This window comes from Ditibartonella choladocola (genome assembly GCF_002007565.1).
Lineage (GTDB): Bacteria > Pseudomonadota > Alphaproteobacteria > Rhizobiales > Rhizobiaceae > Bartonella > Bartonella choladocola.
In genome coordinates this window covers 1,551,221-1,570,495 of the sequence record NZ_CP015625.1, presented here as the reverse complement: position 1 = coordinate 1,570,495, position 19,275 = coordinate 1,551,221, and the positions used below count along the sequence as shown (strand labels likewise).

General features: G+C 46.6%; 15 protein-coding genes. 14 read left to right on the top strand and 1 reads right to left on the bottom strand.

The genetic code is table 11. The annotated features are described in order from the left end of the window. Positions 1–3 precede the first annotated feature (3 nt). On the top strand, positions 4–501 hold the full coding sequence (locus tag BBC0122_RS07000) for a single-stranded DNA-binding protein (RefSeq protein WP_077992462.1): 498 nt from the start codon (positions 4–6) through the stop codon (positions 499–501). 428 nt (positions 502–929) lie between these two features. Here BBC0122_RS07000 and BBC0122_RS06995 read toward each other — a convergent pair whose 3' ends face one another. Next, positions 930–1,562 (bottom strand): MarC family protein, encoded by a 633-nt coding sequence (locus BBC0122_RS06995; protein ID WP_077994569.1) that lies wholly within the window; start codon positions 1,560–1,562, stop codon positions 930–932. A 402-nt stretch (positions 1,563–1,964) separates the two neighbouring features. Between BBC0122_RS06995 and gyrA the strand changes: the two genes are divergently transcribed. The 13 genes from gyrA (at position 1,965) to BBC0122_RS06920 (ending at position 19,241) form a co-directional block, all read left to right on the top strand. Continuing rightward, positions 1,965–4,685, top strand: a complete 2,721-nt coding sequence (gene gyrA / locus BBC0122_RS06990) for a DNA gyrase subunit A (RefSeq protein WP_188318104.1) — start codon at positions 1,965–1,967, stop codon at positions 4,683–4,685. Positions 4,686–4,726: 41 nt separating this feature from the next. After that, positions 4,727–5,221: a pantetheine-phosphate adenylyltransferase gene (coaD, locus tag BBC0122_RS06985; protein ID WP_077992461.1), complete on the top strand. Its 495-nt coding sequence runs from the start codon at positions 4,727–4,729 to the stop codon at positions 5,219–5,221. Positions 5,222–5,258: 37 nt separating this feature from the next. Then, complete coding sequence (locus tag BBC0122_RS06980) at positions 5,259–5,816, top strand: peptidylprolyl isomerase (protein ID WP_077994567.1); 558 nt, start codon at positions 5,259–5,261, stop codon at positions 5,814–5,816. Between the two features lie 10 nt (positions 5,817–5,826). After that, the gene (locus BBC0122_RS06975) at positions 5,827–6,339 is read left to right on the top strand and encodes a peptidylprolyl isomerase (protein ID WP_077992460.1); all 513 of its coding nucleotides are present in this window, start codon (positions 5,827–5,829) and stop codon (positions 6,337–6,339) included. Positions 6,340–7,410: 1,071 nt separating this feature from the next. Further along, a complete protein-coding gene (gene queA / locus BBC0122_RS06965) occupies positions 7,411–8,487 on the top strand; it encodes a tRNA preQ1(34) S-adenosylmethionine ribosyltransferase-isomerase QueA (protein ID WP_077992458.1) in 1,077 nt (358 codons plus the stop codon). A gap of 5 nt (positions 8,488–8,492) precedes the next feature. Beyond that, positions 8,493–9,620, top strand: a complete 1,128-nt coding sequence (tgt, locus tag BBC0122_RS06960) for a tRNA guanosine(34) transglycosylase Tgt (protein WP_077992456.1) — start codon at positions 8,493–8,495, stop codon at positions 9,618–9,620. Positions 9,621–9,688: 68 nt separating this feature from the next. Then, positions 9,689–10,675, top strand: a complete 987-nt coding sequence (locus tag BBC0122_RS06955) for an LLM class flavin-dependent oxidoreductase (RefSeq protein WP_077994566.1) — start codon at positions 9,689–9,691, stop codon at positions 10,673–10,675. A gap of 477 nt (positions 10,676–11,152) precedes the next feature. After that, on the top strand, positions 11,153–12,607 hold the full coding sequence (locus BBC0122_RS06945) for a cobyric acid synthase (protein ID WP_188318007.1): 1,455 nt from the start codon (positions 11,153–11,155) through the stop codon (positions 12,605–12,607). Positions 12,608–12,873: 266 nt separating this feature from the next. Next, positions 12,874–13,386, top strand: coding sequence for a bifunctional adenosylcobinamide kinase/adenosylcobinamide-phosphate guanylyltransferase (gene cobU / locus BBC0122_RS06940; protein ID WP_077992452.1), 513 nt, complete (start codon positions 12,874–12,876; stop codon positions 13,384–13,386). A gap of 5 nt (positions 13,387–13,391) precedes the next feature. Beyond that, positions 13,392–14,459, top strand: coding sequence for a cobalamin biosynthesis protein CobW (gene cobW / locus BBC0122_RS06935; protein ID WP_077992450.1), 1,068 nt, complete (start codon positions 13,392–13,394; stop codon positions 14,457–14,459). Further along, on the top strand, positions 14,459–18,208 hold the full coding sequence (gene cobN, locus BBC0122_RS06930; RefSeq protein ID WP_077992449.1) for a cobaltochelatase subunit CobN: 3,750 nt from the start codon (positions 14,459–14,461) through the stop codon (positions 18,206–18,208). The genes cobW and cobN overlap by 1 nt, the downstream gene beginning before the upstream one ends. Further along, a complete protein-coding gene (cobO, locus tag BBC0122_RS06925) occupies positions 18,187–18,813 on the top strand; it encodes a cob(I)yrinic acid a,c-diamide adenosyltransferase (RefSeq protein ID WP_077992448.1) in 627 nt (208 codons plus the stop codon). The genes cobN and cobO overlap by 22 nt, the downstream gene beginning before the upstream one ends. Further along, complete coding sequence (locus BBC0122_RS06920) at positions 18,813–19,241, top strand: EamA family transporter (RefSeq protein ID WP_077992447.1); 429 nt, start codon at positions 18,813–18,815, stop codon at positions 19,239–19,241. Before cobO ends, BBC0122_RS06920 begins: the two co-directional genes overlap by 1 nt. The last annotated feature ends 34 nt before the right edge of the window (positions 19,242–19,275 follow it).

Below are 19,275 nucleotides of genomic sequence, written 5' to 3'. Positions count from 1 at the left end.
ATAATGGCAGGCAGTGTTAACAAGGTCATTCTGATTGGTAATCTCGGTGCAGATCCGGAAATTCGCAGAATGAATTCTGGCGATCAAGTGGCAAGTTTACGCATTGCAACGTCGGATACGTGGCGTGACCGTAATACAGGCGAGCGTCGCGAGCGGACAGAATGGCACAGTGTGGTTATTTTTAACGAAAATCTGGTCAAAGTTGTCGAGCAATATCTTAAAAAAGGCGCGAAGGTTTATATCGAGGGGCAGTTACAAACCCGCAAATGGCAGGATCAGAACGGTAACGACCGTTATACAACCGAGATTGTTTTGCAAAAATATCGCGGTGAATTGCAAATGCTTGATAGCCGCGGCGAAGGTGGTGGCAGCCGTCAGCAGGTGAGCGATCAATCCGGTTCCGGCGGTTTTGGCGGCGGCTACGGCAATTCCGATCAGGGCGGAAACAATCAGTCAGGAAGCAATTTTTCGCGCCAGCTTGATGACGATGTTCCGTTTTGACGCTCTAGCTTTTGAGCGGCTATCTTGAATTGCGATGGCCGTTTAACGCGTTGAATTGAGATTCCCGCACAATGCGGTGTCGTGATCTTCTAGGAACCTTATTTGCATCATTTAGAAATTTTAAACAGCTCCCCGTTTCCATTGTTTTCAGGCGAATCGCAGCTTTTAAAAAAGCGGAGCAGGGAGCTTTTATCAAGCTGCAACTTTTATTTCTAAGATTTTTTGCCATACCAAACGTAGCCCATATTTGAGTATGCAAGATTTGCTGGACAGAAGCAGGATATTCCGGAAGTGTTTTGCCCGATTGTCACCCGTATTGTCCGAAGTGTTTTGAACATTTCGTCGTTTAGACATTCCGACGATTTTTCATGAAAATTGGAGCGGCAACCAGCCATATGCACAACAATCCTGAAATGATGCGTGCCGGTTCAGGCTATGTGAAATAAAGCCAGAATGCCGTTGGCGACGAATTGAACCGCCAATGCTGCAAGAATGACACCAAAGAGGCGGGTCAGTATCGTTCTACCCGTTTCACCAAGAAGTCGGTCAATCGGGTGGGCGAGAAGCATAAAGCCGTAGCAGACAATCACTGAAATCAGAATAACAAAACAGGAAACGGCAGTGCCGATAAAACCCGGATTCTTGCTCGCCATCAAAATGGTGGCGGAAATAGCACCGGGACCGGCAATCATCGGTATAGCAAGGGGAAAGGCTGCGATATTGTGAATATGGTCTTTTGTTACAGCCGTTTTCACAGATTTCTGTTTTCTTGCCGAGCGTTTTTCAAAAATCATCTCGAATGCAATGGCAAATAATAGGATACCACCGGCAATCTCGAATGCACCGAGCGAAATCCCCAGCCCTTCCAATATCGACCCGCCGATAAGAGCGAAAGCGAGCAGAATAATATAGGAAATCACAGATGCAGCCATCGCGGTGGATTTGCGTTGCATATTGGTCATGTCACGCGTCAGCCCCAAGAAAATTGGCACCAATCCCACTGGATCAATCGTGACCATGAGAGTGATAAACGCGTTCAGCAACAAACCTGCATCAAACATGATTGTTACTCCTTGAGTTTTCCTGCATTCGGCAAGATAGCCGGGTTCGGGGCAGTCGGATTCCGGATGCATTATTATTTCCGGATATATTATTATTCGATGAATGCCAAAGATAGAAATAAAGTCAAAAATCGCGATTTATAAAAATTCTTCAATTGCGCTCTCATGGCACAAAATTTCCTTAAAGTCATCCACCGATTTTTCGACCGGCTTGATAACACACTGAAAAGAAAAGCCAAATCCACACATAGATGGGCAAGAGAAATTAGCTTTTCAAGCCGTTTTTCGTTATAAAGGAAGGGCTGATTCTATTAAGGAAGTTGTGTAGCCGTGAACGATCAAATTATACCACCAGATTCAGGAAATCCGAACGGTATTGAGCCGGTCAATATTGTGGAGGAAATGGAGCGCTCCTACCTCGATTACGCCATGAGCGTGATTGTATCGCGTGCGCTGCCTGATGTTCGTGATGGTATGAAGCCGGTTCATCGACGCATTCTCTATGCGATGAACCAGATGGGGCTTTCTTATAACAAGCCTTATCGTAAATCTGCCGGTGTTGTCGGCGAGGTGATGGGTAAATTCCACCCGCATGGCGATTCATCTATCTATGATGCGCTGGTGCGCATGGCACAGGATTTTTCGCTGCGCGTTCCGCTTATTGACGGGCAGGGGAACTTCGGGTCGATTGATGGTGATCCGCCGGCAGCTATGCGTTACACCGAATGCCGTCTGGAAAAAGTTTCCGATAGTCTGCTTTTTGACATCGACAAGGAAACGGTCGATTTTCAGGATAATTATGATGGCCGCGAGCAGGAACCGATTGTTCTTCCCGCACGTTTTCCCAATCTTCTGGTGAATGGTTCGGGTGGTATTGCGGTCGGTATGGCCACCAATATTCCACCACACAATCTTGGTGAAATTGTTGATGGTTGCGTCGCTCTCATTGATAATCCGGCCATAACACTCGACGAAATGCTCAAGATCATACCGGGGCCGGATTTTCCGACCGGCGGGATTATTCTTGGCCGCGCCGGTATTCGTTCGGCTTATGAAACCGGACGTGGCTCGCTCATCATGCGTGCCAAGGTTGAAGTTGAAGATATTCGTAATGACCGTCAGGCCATCGTTGTTACTGAAATTCCCTATCAGGTGAATAAAGCGACAATGGTTGAAAAAATTGCCGAGCTTGTACGCGAGAAACGGATTGAAGGCATTTCGGACTTACGCGATGAATCCGATCGTGAAGGCTATCGCGTTGTGATCGAGCTGAAGCGTGATGCCGTTGCCGATGTTGTTTTGAACCAGCTTTATCGCTACACGCCTTTGCAAACCTCTTTCGGCTGCAATATGGTGGCATTGAATGGCGGCAAGCCTGAACAAATGACACTCCTTGACATGCTCAAGGCATTTGTTCTGTTCCGTGAAGAGGTTGTTACACGGCGTACCAAATTTTTACTGCGCAAAGCACGTGAACGTGCCCATGTCTTGGTTGGTCTGGCAATTGCTGTTGCCAATATTGACGAAGTCATCCAGCTTATCCGTAATGCACCGGACCCGCAAACCGCGCGTGACCAGTTGATGACGCGCCGTTGGCCGGCAGCAGAAGTCCGTCACCTTATCGAACTGATTGATGACCCACGTCACATTATTCACGAAGATAACACCTATAATCTTTCGGAAGAGCAGGCGCGTGCCATTCTTGATCTACGCTTGCAACGCCTGACGGCTTTAGGGCGCGACGAGATTGCAGACGAACTCAATAAAATTGGCGCAGAAATTACTGATTATCTTGATATTCTGGGTTCTCGTTTGCGTGTCTTGACGATTGTCAAAGACGAATTGATGGCCGTTCGCAATGAATTTGCCACACCCCGTCTAACATCATTCGGCTCCGGTGGTGCCGAAATGGATGATGAAGACCTCATTGCGCGTGAGGAAATGGTCGTCACTGTAAGCCATAGCGGCTATATCAAACGGGTTCCGCTCAACACTTATCGGGCGCAACATCGCGGTGGTAAAGGCCGCTCCGGTATGACAACAAAAGACGAGGATTTTGTAACCCGCCTGTTTGTCGCCAATACACATGCGCCGGTTCTGTTCTTCTCTTCACGCGGCATTGTTTACAAGGAGAAAGTATGGCGTTTGCCGGTCGGAACACCCCAATCGCGCGGCAAAGCGCTTATCAATCTTCTGCCGTTGCAGCAAGGCGAACGCATCACCACAATCATGCCTTTGCCGGAGGATGAGGAAAGCTGGAGCGAACTCGACGTGATGTTTGCGACAACACGTGGCACGGTGCGGCGCAACAAGCTTTCCGACTTTGTGCAGGTTAACCGCAACGGCAAAATTGCGATGAAATTCGACGATGATGAAGATGAAATTCTCTCTGTCGATACATGTACAGAAAATGACGATGTGGTTCTGACCACTGCCGATGGTCAATGTATTCGTTTTGCCGTTTCCGATGTTCGTGTCTTCGCCGGTAGAAATTCCATCGGTGTGCGCGGTATCAATCTCGGTGAGGGTGATAAAGTCATCTCGATGGCTATTCTGGAGCATGTCGAAGCAACACCGGCCGAACGCTCGGCCTATCTCAAACGCGCTGTTGCCGAACGCCGTTTAGCCGGTAACGATAGCGATGATGTGACAATTACTGACGAGGAAGAAGCAACAGGCGATGCCGAGCTTAGCGACGCACGTTATAATGAACTTTCTCAACATGAACAGATGTTGTTGACGGTAAGTCAATTCGGTTATGGCAAACGTTCTTCATCCTACGAGTTCAGAATTTCCGGTCGCGGTGGCAAGGGGATAAGAGCGACTGATCCTTCAAAGACTGCCGAAATCGGTAAACTGGTTGCAGCTTTCCCTGTCGAGGAAAAAGACCAGATCATGCTTGTTTCGGATGGCGGAAAACTCATCCGTGTTCCGGTGGCAGGAATTCGTATTGCAGGCCGGTCGACAAAAGGTGTCACGATTTTCGATACAGCCGAGAACGAGAAAGTTGTTTCAGTTGAACGTATTTCTGAATCGGAAGAGGAAGACGACGATTCAAATGACAACAATACGAATGAGAATAACAACGTTACAGATCAGGCAGATACGCAATCGGATGTCTGAATAATCGGACAGGTTCAGGATGGCTTAACGGGAGGTGAAAGATGAAAGTGGCAATTTTTGCTGGTTCGTTTGATCCGATTACCAATGGTCATCTTGACGTTTTGCGGGGGGCGTTTGCAGTGGCTGACAAAGTTGTTGTTGCTATTGGAATCCATCCGAGCAAAGCTCCGCTTTTTACGTTTGAAGAACGCAAGAAACTGATCGAAACCATTGCAAAGAATGTTTTGAAAGATACAGAAAAGCGTTTGGAAGTTATTTCATTCGACAATTTGCTGGTTGATAAAGCACGCGAGATCGGTGCAAATTTTATCATACGTGGTTTGCGCGATAGCACGGATTTCAACTATGAAATGCAACTTGCCGGCATGAATAGGGCGTTGGCACCCGGAATACAGACATTGTTCTTGCCGGCAGCGGATAAGGTTCGTTCAATCTCCGCAACGCTCGTTCGGCAAATTGCTTTGATGAGGGGTGATGTTTCGCCCTTTGTTCCCGAAAATGTTGCATTGGCGTTAACAAAAAAATTCAAATCATAAATGGAGAAAAACCTTGGTTCGTAAACTTTTGGGCATTATGGCCGTTTTGTTTGCACTTTTTTCGCTTGCCCCCGTGGCATTTGCTGCAGGCGGAGAAAATCTTGTTTTAACATTGAAAGATGGTGATGTAACAATCCGGTTGCGTCCGGATATTGCTCCCAAACATGTCGCACAAATCGAGAAGCTCACCAAAGAAGGTGCTTACGATAATGTCGTCTTCCATCGGGTTATTCCGGGCTTTATGGCGCAGACCGGCGATGTAAAATTCGGCAAAAAAGGAAGCCCCGAATTCAATATTCGGCGTGCCGGTATGGGTGGTTCACAATATCCCGACCTTGCTGCAGAATTTTCCCAAGTACCATTCAAACGTGGAACGGTCGGAATGGCACGTTCGCAAGACCCGAATTCGGCAAATTCCCAGTTCTTCATCTGTTTTGATGATGCCTCTTTCCTCAACGGCCAGTACACGGTTGTTGGTGAAGTGGTAAAAGGCATGGATGTCGTTGATAAAATCAAAAAAGGGCGTGCCGATAATAACGGTTCGGTTGCTGATCCCGACGTCATTATAAAAGCACGTATCGAAGCTACGAAATAAAGGAAAAGAAATGGCTGAAATTAAAGATCCTGAAAATACGTTGATTTTGGAAACGACAAAGGGTGATGTGGTTATAGAATTATTGCCTGACGTTGCACCCGAACACGTCAAGAGAATTAAAGAATTAGCCCGCGAAGGCGCTTATGACAATGTGGTTTTTCACCGCGTGATAGACGGCTTTATGGCACAGACCGGCGATGTCGAATTTGGCAAAAAAGGCGGCAAGAAGTTTAACGCATCACGCGCAGGCATGGGTGGATCCGATAAACCCGATCTTAAAGCCGAATTTTCCAATGTGCCACATAAGCGCGGCACTGCCTCTATGGCACGCAGTCAAAACCCGAATTCGGCAAACTCCCAGTTTTTTATTTGTTTCGAGGATGCTCCGTGGCTCAATCGTCAATATACGGTTTGGGGACAGGTCATTGAAGGCATGGAAAATGTCGACAAACTGAAAAAAGGCGAGCCTGTCAGTGATCCTGATAGCATTGTCAAAGCAACAATTGCTGCCGATAAAAAATAATTTTCAAAGCTCGACACAGTTGTTCGGAAGCTTTGATTTATAAAACTTGAAAAAGGTGTTCTGAATAAAATTCGGAGCACCTTTTGTTTTTAAAAACTCGAAATTCCGGCAGATTGCAGTTTTTGTTTTTTATAAAAATAAGGGCAAAATAATCTTCATAAAATGATTCAGTGTTTATCTTTAAAACGCTGATTTTTAACGTAAAAATATTTTATTTCTATTTATTTATATCGTTCGTCTCTCTCTTGAATAGAATATTTGGTAACGGGAATGAACGGATAACGGACACCAAAAAGCTTGATTATGAAAATTATTTTGCACCCCGCTAAAAAACGGATTTCCAATATTTTTTTATGTAAAATATCCGGATATTTATTCGATTTCTCGCAAGAAAAACTCCAGAATGCCCCGACCGGAATATATTCGGCTTCAATACGTTTCCAGATGTTTTCCGAAAGTCCCTGCCATTCTTCATTTTAATCGGAAGTTGACGCTAATCTACCTACAGATCGTCAAACTGCCCATTCTGTGTTTTGAACGAAACACTTGATAAAACCACGTTTTTAGCCCGAAAAATCGCATTACACCCCAGTCCTTTTTAAAGATAATCTTTGCTGAAATGACGCATTTACTCGCCGCCGAAAACCGCTTCACACTTTTCAGAAAATAGGTTTTTAGTGGCGCATTTTTAATCCCGAAAACCGCTTCACACTTTTCGGAAAACTGGTTTTTAGTGGCGCATTTTAATCCCGAAAACCGCTTCACAGTTTCCGGAAAACAGGTTTTTAGTGGCGCATTTTAATCCCGAAAACCGCTTCACACTTTTCGGAAAATAGGTTTTTAGTGGCGCATTTTTGATTCCGAAAACCGCTTCACACTTTTCGGAAAATAGGTTTTTAGTGGCGCATTTTAATCCCGAAAACCGCTTCACACTTTTCGGAAAATGCTTTAGTAAAAAACCATTACCAAGTATCCTTGGCAAGGCCTCCTTAAAGGTTGGTCTTTTAATCTGATATAACAGTGCGACAAGCGTTATCCGCTTGTCCGATTTACGAATGTGCGTGCGCTCTTATGCAAGTTGATCTTTTTGATTTCGAGTTACCTGAAAAACAAATCGCTTTGCGACCTGCAGTGCCGCGGGAAAGTGCTCGTCTTTTACATGTCGGAAAAGGCGGGGTTCTTGAAGATTTACATGTGCGCGATTTACCCTCGCTTCTCAAAAAAGGTGATGCGCTGGTTTTCAATGACACCAAGGTTATAAAAGCCCAACTTCAGGGGGAACGGCGGCGCGGTGCAGCTATAGCCCATATTGGTGCAACACTTCATAAACGCGTAAGCCCTAATGAGTGGCTTGCTTTTGTTCGTCCGGCAAAACGTTTGAAAATTGGCGAAACAATTGTTTTCAACAAGCAGGATAGAAGTCTTGGCGATAATGACAAGCTTGTTGCCACGGTTCGTGAAAAAGGCGAAAACGGCGAAATGCTGTTGGAATTCGATAAATCGGGTGTCGAGCTTGATCGTGAAATCGCTCTTATCGGCCACATGCCCTTGCCACCCTATATTGCTTTAAAACGCGGCGAGGACAAGCGTGACGAAACCGATTACCAGACCGTTTATGCACGCGAAGAGGGAGCCGTCGCGGCGCCGACCGCCGGTCTTCATTTTACCAAGGATTTGATGCAACAGATCAAAGATCGGGGTGTTGAAGAATATTTTGTAACGCTCCATGTCGGCGCAGGTACATTTTTACCTGTCAAGGTTGATGATACAAAAGACCATAAAATGCATTCTGAAATTGGCCATATAGACCAACAAACGGCAGAGGCATTAATGGCTGTAAAAAAACGCGGTAACAGGGTTATTGCTGTCGGTACAACGGCAATGCGACTTCTTGAAAGTGCTGCGGATGAAAACGGTCAACTTGATGCATGGGCCGGTTCGACCGATATTTTTATAACACCGGGTTATCATTTCCGGTTTGTCGATTGCCTGATGACCAATTTCCACTTGCCGCGCTCGACATTATTCATGCTTGTATCGGCTTTTAGCGGGCTTGATGAAATGAAACACGCCTACCAACATGCTATTGAAACGGGCTATCGTTTTTATTCTTATGGCGATACAAGTTTTCTGGAACGAAAAGATTAGGAACAATGAGCGAAACCTTCACCTTCAAAAAAATTACTGAAGATGGTCACGCGCGGCGTGGCGAAATTACAATGCCGCGTGGCAAAGTCCGCACACCTGCTTTTATGCCGGTAGGCACTGCCGGTTCGGTGAAGGCAATGTATATGGAGCAGGTTGAAGAACTTGGTGCCGATATTATACTCGGCAATACCTATCATTTGATGTTGCGCCCTGGTGCAGAACGTATTGCAAGATTGGGCGGCCTTCATGTTTTTGCACGTTGGCCGAAGCCCATTTTGACAGATTCCGGCGGTTTTCAGGTTATGTCGCTTGCAGGCCTTAGAAAATTGACAGAGAAGGGCGTGACCTTCCAATCGCATATTGATGGCGCTCGTTATGAGCTGACACCGGAACGGTCGATCGAAATACAGTGTCTGCTTGATTCCGACATCCAGATGCAACTCGACCAATGCGTTGCCTTGCCTGCCTCATTCAAAGAAATGGAAAAGGCAATGGAATTGTCTTTACGCTGGGCAGAACGTTGCAAAACGGCTTTCGGAAACCAGCCGGGCAAGGCCATGTTCGGTATCGTTCAAGGTGGTGATAATGCAAGTTTGCGGGAACGCTCGGCAAATGCTTTGAAAGATCTTGATTTGAAAGGCTATTCCATTGGCGGCTTGGCGGTGGGTGAGCCGCAAAATGTGATGATGGATATGCTGGATGTGACCTGTTCGATTTTGCCGGAAGATAAACCGCGTTATTTGATGGGCGTTGGCACACCTGATGATATTTTGAAAAGTGTGGCGCATGGCGTTGATATGTTCGATTGTGTTATGCCGACAAGGGCAGGCCGACATGGTTTGGCTTTCACAAGATTTGGTAAAATCAATTTGAGAAATGCAAAACATGCCGAAGACCCGCGCCCGTTAGACCCTCAATCTCCCTGTCCGGCAGCACGGGATTATAGCCGCGCTTATCTTCACCATCTTGTAAAAGCGGGTGAACCATTGGCCGGAATGGTGATTACGTGGAACAATCTCGCTTTTTATCAGCAATTGATGCAAGGCATAAGAGACGCGATCGAAGCACATCGTTATGCCGATTTCGTAGCCGAAGTCACAGAAGAGTGGAATAGGGGCGATAGAGCGGATTAATATTAAAAAGCCCCGCTTGATTGAATTTCTCTCGTTGTATTCATTTTGAGAGTTCCTATATTAAAAAAATGAAAATATCTGTCCTTGATCTATGTCCCGTGCCTGAGGGAAGTTCGGTTGCTCAGGCGTTAAAAAATTCTATAGCTCTTGCCAAACATGTGGATGAGCTGGGATTTCCTCGTATCTGGTATGCCGAACATCACAATATGACTGGCATTGCAAGTGCTGCAACGGCGGTTGTAATGGGGCAGATTCTTGCCTCGACCAATAAAATCGTTGTCGGTGCGGGCGGCGTTATGCTTCCTAACCATTCACCGCTTGTTATTGCCGAACAATTCGGCACTCTTGAAGCTCTCTATCCGAACAGGGTTGAACTCGGATTAGGGCGTGCTCCCGGTACTGACCAGATGACAGCGAGAGCCTTGAGACGTTCGCTTGATAGCAACCCGAATGACTACCCCCGCGATGTCGTCGAATTGCTTGACTATTTTAAAGATGCCGAACCTCAACAACAATTGCGCGCAGTTCCGGGGGCAGGTTTGCACGTGCCGGTCTGGATTTTGGGGTCAAGCCTTTATGGGGCGCAGCTTGCGGCAGTTTTGGGCTTACCCTATTCTTTTGCCTCGCATTTTGCACCGGCCGAGCTTTATCGCGCACTCAAAGTTTACCGCGATAATTTCCAGCCGTCGGAATATCTTGATAAGCCCGTTGCAATGGTTGCAGCCAATGTCGTTGTTGCTGAAACGGATGACGAAGCAAAGTTTCTGTTTTCTTCCCAACAACAATCCTTTGTCAATTTAAGGACGGGGCGTGCCGGTCCATTACCGAAACCGGTTATGAATTATGTTGATAATCTTCCCTTCAATCACCGCTTGGTGCTTGAACAATCTTTGTCCTGTTCTGTGGTCGGTTCATCTGAAACAGTCGAGCTGGGCCTAAAAAAACTGATAGCCGATACGAAAGCAGACGAGTTGATTGTTACCAGTCCGATTTGGGATAATAAAAAACGCATGGATTCATTCACACTTCTTGCCCGAATCATTAAAGATTTGTGATTTTTAATCGCTCTATAAGCGAGCGGTTGAGCCATCGATAAACGAGCGCTTATGGTAGCGGATTTATAGGGTTAAAATCATTTATTTCAAAACTGAACAACCGGCGTTTTTGTTGGCGGCATAAGCTGTTTTACAAAGCTATCAATGCGTCGTTTTTTGAAAAGATGTGGAAGAACCGGAAAGTCATCTTTTCTTAACCCGCAAAGCAGGTTAGAAATGCGTAAAACTGCGCAAGCGGTGGCCCGTTTACGCAGTTTTATCTTACGCATTTTCCGGACGATACTCATACACAACATGTCCGGAATTACACCTCTGGTACGCACTACCTGATCCAGAGAGAAACAAAGTGTTTTTGTTTCTGGAGCCTTTGTAGATCAACAATGTTAATCACGGGTTAGCGAACACTTAATGAAGTATGAAAATCGCTATTTTTTTGAAAAAAATTGCGATTTTTTTTATTGATAAAGGGTGATTGATTTGGCGCGTGCATTGATGTTTCAGGGCACAGGTTCCGACGTCGGAAAAACAGTTCTCGTTGCCGGCTTTTGCCGTTTGGCCTCCCGAAAAGGCATCAAGGTAATGCCGTTCAAACCGCAGAACATGTCGAACAATGCCGCTGTTGCCGATGATGGTGGCGAGATCGGGCGCGGCCAATGGCTGCAGGCTTTTGCAGCAAATGAAAAACCTTCCGTTCATATGAATCCGGTTTTGTTGAAACCGCAAAGTTCTACCGGTTCCCAAATCATTGTGCAGGGTAAACTTTCGGGTTTTAAAAAAGGTGCCGATTATCAAAAAATGAAGGGTGAGCTTCTTGATCGGGTAATGGAATCTTTTGCCCGATTGAAGGAGAAAGCCGATTTGGTGCTGGTGGAGGGGGCTGGTTCGTCGGCAGAAATCAATTTGCGCGCTTGCGATATTGCCAATATGGGATTTGCGCGAAGCGCCGATGTACCGGTTATATTGATTGGTGACATTGACCGCGGTGGTGTGATCGCTTCACTTGTCGGCACAGCAACAATTCTTGATCGTGCAGACCGTGCAATGGTCTGCGGTTATCTCATTAACAAATTTCGTGGGGATTTGAGCCTTTTTGATGATGGAATCAAAGCAATCCGGAATTTTACCGGCTGGCCATGCCTCGGCGTTATTCCCTGGCTTGAAGGGGCAAGCCTTTTGCCTCCTGAAGATTCGATGGCACTTGAACATAGATCGCCGAAAAAACACGGCAAAGTAAAAATAGCTGTACCGGTTTTACCCCATATTGCCAATTTTGATGATCTCGACCCGTTAATCCATGAAAGTGATGTTGAAATTGTCTTTGTCCGGAAGGGTGAATGTTTTCCGGCCAATAGCGATGTTATTATCCTTCCCGGTTCCAAATCGACCATAGCGGATATGATTGCCCTTCGTGAGCGCAAGTGGGACGGGGAGATTATCAAACACGCCAAAAAAGGCGGTATGGTCATCGGCATTTGCGGCGGCTTTCAAATTCTTGGCAGGAAAATTTTTGATCCCGATTCTCTGGAAGGCAATATTAGCGAAACAGACGCGCTTGGCCTTCTTGATATGGTAACCGAAATCGGAGAACGAAAACTTACACGCAATAGCAATGCTATTCATCTTTTAAGCGGACTGCCGCTCACAGGCTATGAAATCCATATGGGCAAAAGCTTCGGTCCGGATTGTCGCTATGCCCCTTTAAAAATAAACAATGTCGAAGACGGTGCGGCCTCGCCCGATGGAAAGATTTGGGGAACCTATCTTCATGGTTTGTTTTCGGCAGATGCTTTCCGTCATTATTTTATTGGAAGTTTTGGTGCAAAGCCTGATAAGTCCGGACATTTTGAAAAACTTGACAATGCACTCGATAAAATAGCCGATGAGTTGGAAAAGGCCGTCGACGTAAACGCGCTTTTTCGGCTTGCACGATAAAGTTTAAGCAGCTATCTCTATAAATAGCCGGTTTTTTGCAAAAGAAGTTGCGAAAAATAAACTGGACTTTCAGGAAGTGGACCCAATTCGGGCATTTCATTCAAGCCGGTCAGTCAAATTATTGTATTTAAGAATGGGCTAGAAATCCGGTTCCGGTTTGTGTTCTCATCATTCAAGAACTCTGATTCTGTATCAAAGGCATGAAGCCGGTTTTTCAGCTTTCTTTGTAAAGTGATGAATGTCTATTCCGCAAATGGAGGAGATTTTTGGCAAAGATAACATTGATTCTTGGCGGGACGCGTTCGGGAAAGTCGGTTTTCGCCGAAAATTATGTGTTGTCTGCCAATAAAGTGCCGGTCTATCTCGCAACCGCAGAAATTTTCAATGAAGAGATGAAAAAACGGGTCGACATGCATCGCTCACGCCGCGAGTCCGGCTGGATCAATGTTGAAGAACCGATTGATATTATGGGCGAGATCGCAAAACATAATAGTGAACAAAAAATTGTTCTTGTTGATTGTCTCAGCGTTTGGCTTGGCAATCTATTGGAGCATCACCGGAACGTTGAAACAGAAATGGTAAAGCTTGTCGATGGTCTTGCAGGACTTGAGGTAGAAACGGTTTTTGTTTCGAGCGAGGTAGGGCTTGGCATCGTGCCGGACAACAAGCTTGCGCGTGAATTTAGTGATTATGCCGGTCTCATGAACCAGAAAATTGCAAATATAGCAGAAACGGTGTTTTTTGTTGCGGCTGGTCTGCCGCTTAAATTGAAAGGCTAAGTTTTATGTCGGAACAAAAATTTTTACAAAGCAAAATCCCAACCACCGTCATAACCGGATTTTTGGGTTCCGGAAAAACCACGATGATAAGGCATTTATTGGAAAATGCGCAAGGCAAACGCATTGCTCTCATCATTAACGAATTTGGCGAGCTTGGCGTGGATGGCGGTTTGCTCAAAGGCTGCGGTCTTGATAATTGCCACGATGATGATCTCATTGAACTCAATAATGGCTGTATCTGTTGCACGGTTGCCGAAGAATTTATTCCGACTATGACGAAACTGCTTGAGCGTGAGGATAGACCCGATCATATTGTGATCGAAACATCCGGTTTGGCACTTCCCCAGCCGCTTGTTGCAGCGTTCAATTGGCCTGAAATCAAAACACAGGTGACCGTTGACGGGGTGATTACCGTGATTGACGCTCCGGCTGTGGCCGAAGGCCGGTTTGCCGATGATATTGACAAAATCAATGCGGAACGGGCCGAAGATAGTTCGATTACCCATGAAAGCCCGCTTGAAGAATTGTTTGAAGACCAAATTCACGCGGCTGATCTCATCGTCCTCAACAAGGTCGATCTTATCGACGAGGACACGCTCGACAATGTGCGCAATATCATTTCAAGCCATAGCGACAGAGTTCCCCAAATGGTCACATCGAGTTTCGGCAGTATCGGAACCGATCTTATATTGGGGCTTGGCGTCGGTACCGAGAGCGATATTGAAAACCGCAAATCCCACCACGAATTGCATCATGCAAATGGCGTTCCGCATAATCACGACGAATTCAAAAGCTTTGTCGTTAACGCACCATCCATCCATGATCCCAAGGCTTTGATCGAGCGGTTGAAAACGATCATTGCAGAAAATGATATTTTGCGGCTCAAAGGCTTTGTCAATGTGGTGGGAAAACCGATGCGTCTTGTTGTTCAAGCCGTCGGTCAGCGGATTGATTCCTATTTTGATCGTCCCTGGCAAAAAAACGAAGAGCATAAAAGCCATCTTGTTGTTATCGGCCTTCACGAAATCGACGAGGAGAAGGTGCGCAAAACTATTGAAGCGCTTGATGTCTGATGCATTTGCTTCTTGCCCAGAAGGGAACCATAGCTGAACAGGACAAGGCGATTGATCTTGGACAGTCGCCTGCCGATGTTATTTTTCTTTCGGCAGCCGATACCGAATTGGCAAGCCTTTCGGTTGCAAAAGCCGCGTTGAAGAAAACAACGTCTTCGCTAAGGCTTGTCAATTTGCTTTCGCTTTCACACCCGATGTCGGTTGATACCTATGTCGAAAAAACCGCGTCATATGCGAAATTGATTGTGTTGCGCGTGATAGGCGGCGAAAGTTATTGGCCTTATGGCTTGCAAGTTCTCCACTCGCTGGCACTGGAAAAGAATATCAAACTGGTAGTCTTGCCAGGTGACGATAAAATAGACGAAAATTTGCAAAAATTTTCTACTGTTGCCGAAGAGGATTGCCGCAATCTTTGGCACTATCTTATTGAAGCGAGCGCGCAAAATATGCGCTCCTTTCTTGAATATTGCGATTATTTGTTAGGCCGCCACGAAAAGCCGGTCGAGGCGATCCCCTTGATGAAGGCAGGTCTCTGGTCACCGGATGACCCGCCGTTCACTGTTGATGATCTCGTAAAACGTCACAATGCCACCCATAAACCGGTTGTGGCGATCTGTTTTTATCGCGCATTGGTGCAAAGCGGGCAAACAGCAAGCGTCGAAGCACTTATCGACGCTCTTCAAAAACGCGGCTTAATTGCGCTACCGATTTTTGTTTCAAGTCTCAAAGATGAATTGAGCGTTGCAATTGTCGATTCAATTTTTGACCGGCTTTCGCCCGATATTGTGTTGAATGCAACGGGCTTTGCGGTTTCAAACGGGCATAAGGGACGAAAACCCACGGTCCTTGAAAAACGCGGTGCAATGGTTTTGCAGGTGGTTTTTGCCGGAAGCAGCAAAGAGCAATGGGAAAAAGATGGGCGTGGATTGACCGCCCGTGATCTCGCCATGAATGTTGCGCTTCCGGAAGTTGATGGACGCGTATTCACCCGCGCTGTGTCTTTCAAATCGGCAGTGGAATTTGATGACGAGACAGAATGTAATGTTGTCGTCCATAAACCTTTGAAAGATAGGGTCGACTTTGTTGCAGAGCTTACAAAAAACTGGGTAAGACTGCGCAACAAGAAGCCGGAAGAGCGCCATATTGCCATTGTCATGGCCAATTATCCCGGTGGCGATGGCCGCTTGGGGCACGGTGTCGGGCTTGATACACCGGCTGCCATGATTGTGACGCTTAACGCCATGAAAAGCCAAGGCTATAAAATAGAAAATATTCCGGAAAATGGCAATGAGCTCATGCGGCTGATGATTGAAGGTCCAACCAATGAAGGGGTGAAGGGAAGGGTAGTGCGGACAGCACTTTCTTTGAGTCTTTACAAGAAGTTCTTTCAATCACTTGATAAAAAGATTCAAGATGAAGTGACTGCACGTTGGGGTGCGCCGGAAGACGATGCCTATGTGGTTCAAAATGGATTGGCCTTGCCGGTTTTAATGTTGGGGGAAACGGTTGTCGGATTACAGCCGGAACGCGCATTCGGAATGGATGCAAAGCAAGTCTACCACGCACCCGACATTGTCCCCACCCATCATTACCTTGCATTCTATTTCTGGCTCCGGTTTGTTTATAAAGCCGATGCCATTATTCATATGGGTAAACACGGCAATCTTGAATGGCTTCCGGGAAAAGCTTTGGCACTCTCGAAGCATTGCTATCCCGAAATAGCTCTAGGACCGATGCCGCATATCTACCCGTTTATTGTCAACGACCCCGGTGAAGGAACACAGGCAAAACGACGCTCTTCCGCCGTTATCATTGACCATCTGACCCCGCCTTTGACACGCGCGGAAAGTTATGGCCCGTTAAAAGATCTAGAGGGGCTTGTTGATGAATATTACGAGGCGTCGGGCGTTGACCCGCGTCGTCTCGTAAAGCTCAAAGGCGAAATACTTGATCTGGTGCGGCTTACCGGTCTCAATCATGATGCCGGAATTGAAGACCATGATAGCGATGATCTGGCACTTGAGAAGCTTGATGCCTTTTTGTGTGATCTCAAAGAATTGCAAATCAGAGACGGGCTACATATTTTTGGCAAAGCGCCTTCCGGCGAACAATTGGAAAATCTCCTTGTTGCAACGGCGCGTGTCCCTCGTGGCGAGGGAGAAAACGGCAGTTTACACCGCGCTATAGCCGATGATCTCGGCCTTGCTTTCGATCCGCTTGATTGTGTTTTTTCAGAAAAATGGCAAGGTGAAAAGCCTGAAATATTGAAGGGCATGACCGACAGCCTATGGCGCACAAATGGAGACACGGTTGAACGCATCGAGCTTCTGGCGCTGGCGCTGGTTTCCGGAAAGGTCACTCATCCTCAAAACTTCACGAAAACAGCGCCAATTCTTAAAAATATTGAAGAAACATTGCGGCCATTGATTTTAAGTTGCGGCAAGGCGGAAATTGACGGGCTTTTAACCGCTCTTGACGGGCATTTTGTCGAACCGGGGCCATCCGGCGCCCCGACACGCGGTCGGCCGGATGTATTTCCGACGGGGCGCAACTTTTTTTCGGTCGATACAAGGGCAGTACCCACACAATCGGCTTGGCAATTGGGTAAAAAATCGGCCGAGCTTCTCATTATCCGCTATGTTCAGGATCACGGTGATTGGCCGAAGGCTTTCGGCCTCACCGCTTGGGGAACGGCCAATATGCGCACTGGTGGCGATGATATTGCGCAGGCTCTCGCACTTATCGGCGTCAAACCTTTGTGGGATGCGGCATCACGCCGTGTGACCGGTGTTGAAGTTATTCCGGTAGCAGTTCTTGGAAGGCCACGTGTCGACGTAACATTAAGGATTTCCGGTTTCTTCCGCGATGCATTTCCCGAACAGATAGCCTTGTTCGATCAGGCGGTGCGTCTTGTTGCCTCGCTTGACGAGGAGGGAGAGGATAATCCGCTCCATGCGCATTATTTGAAAGACGTAAAAACGCTCACAGAAACCGGAAAGAGTACAAAAGAGGCGGAAAGAGAAGCCGGTTTTCGTGTTTTCGGCGCTCGTCCGGGTGTTTATGGAACCGGCGTTCAGGAGCTTCTCGACAAGGGCGAATGGAATGACCGTAATGATCTAGGTAAAGCATGGATTGCCCATTCTTCTTTTGCTTACGGTAAGGAAGACGGGTTGGCTGCACAAAATATGCTTGAAAACCGGCTTCATCATATCAATGCCGTTGTCCAAAATCAGGATAATCGCGAACATGATCTTCTCGATTCCGGTGAATATTATGCCTTTGAAGGGGGCATGGCTTCGGCAGTCGCCGATAAGCAGGGTGCTTTTCCGAAAGTCTATCACAATGATATGTCGCGGCCCGAACGGCCGATGATAAAAACATTGCAGGAAGAAATCGGGCGGACACTCCGCGGGCGGGCTGTTAATCCGAAATGGATAGAAGGAGTCATGCGCCACGGCTTTAAAGGTGCTGTCGAAATGGCTGCAACTGTCGACTATCTCTTTGCTTTTTCGGCTACAACAAATGCCGTATCCAATGAACAATTCGAGGCGATTTATAATGCCTATATCGACGATGAAACGGTGCGTAATTTTTTGATCGGGAATAATCCTGCAGCTTTAAGAGAAATGGCACATAAACTTGAACAGGCAATCCGGAGAGAATTATGGAAACCGCGCTCCAATTCTGCTTTGTTTGAACTGGAAGAACTACAGAAAGGCTCGATAACATGGACGCCAAGGAAAAGCTGACGGAAGCGGAATTGAATGCCCGTCATGCCGAAAAAATGAAAAAGAAAGAGGCCGCTCGCAAAAAAATAGAAGCCGGTAAAACCAAAGAAAAAGGCCTTCTCATTGTTCATACGGGCAAGGGCAAAGGCAAGACAACGGCCGCTTTCGGTATGGTTTTTCGTGCTCTCGGCCAGAATATGAAGGTTGGGGTGGTGCAGTTTGTCAAGGGATTGCGCCAAACCGGCGAGCGTACCGCACTTGAAAAATTTGGCGATCAGGTACGCGTTTATGCCCATGGCGAAGGCTTTACATGGGAAACGCAGAATCGTGAAAAAGACATTGCCGAAGCGCGAAAAGCATGGGACATTGCCAAAGATATGATCCTCGATGACACCACGGATATGGTGCTTTGTGACGAGTTGAATATCGTATTGCGCTATGATTATCTACCATTGGAAGAAGTGCTTGATGTATTATCGAAGCGACCTTTCATGAAACATGTCATCATTACCGGTCGCAATGCACGAAATGAATTGATTGAGGCTGCCGATCTGGTAACAGAAATGGAATTGGTCAAACACCCGTTCCGTTCCGGCATAAAAGGACAGAAGGGGATTGAATTCTGATGACCGCTACCTGGCAGTTCTGGGCATTTCTTTCAGCAATTTTTGCGGCTTTAACAGCTATTTTCGCAAAAGTCGGTATAAGCGGTATCAATTCCGATTTTGCCACTTTGATAAGAACAATCGTTATCATTGCTGCATTATGTCTGTTTTTAAGCATCACCGGACAATGGCAACGTCCGGGAGCCATTCCGGCAAAATCATGGGTTTTCCTTGTTTTATCAGGTCTTGCCACGGGTGCTTCATGGCTTGCCTATTTCCGCGCTCTGCAATTGGGAGATGCTTCCCATGTTGCTCCGATAGACAAATTGTCGGTTATCTTTGTTGCCATTTTCGGCGTTACTTTTCTTGGTGAAAAATTGACAGCCATCAATTGGACCGGTGTCGTACTGATCGGCGCAGGCGTTATTTTGCTGGCGTTAAAAATCTAGAAGAGCATAATTGTTCTGTCTTTTAAAACCGGTT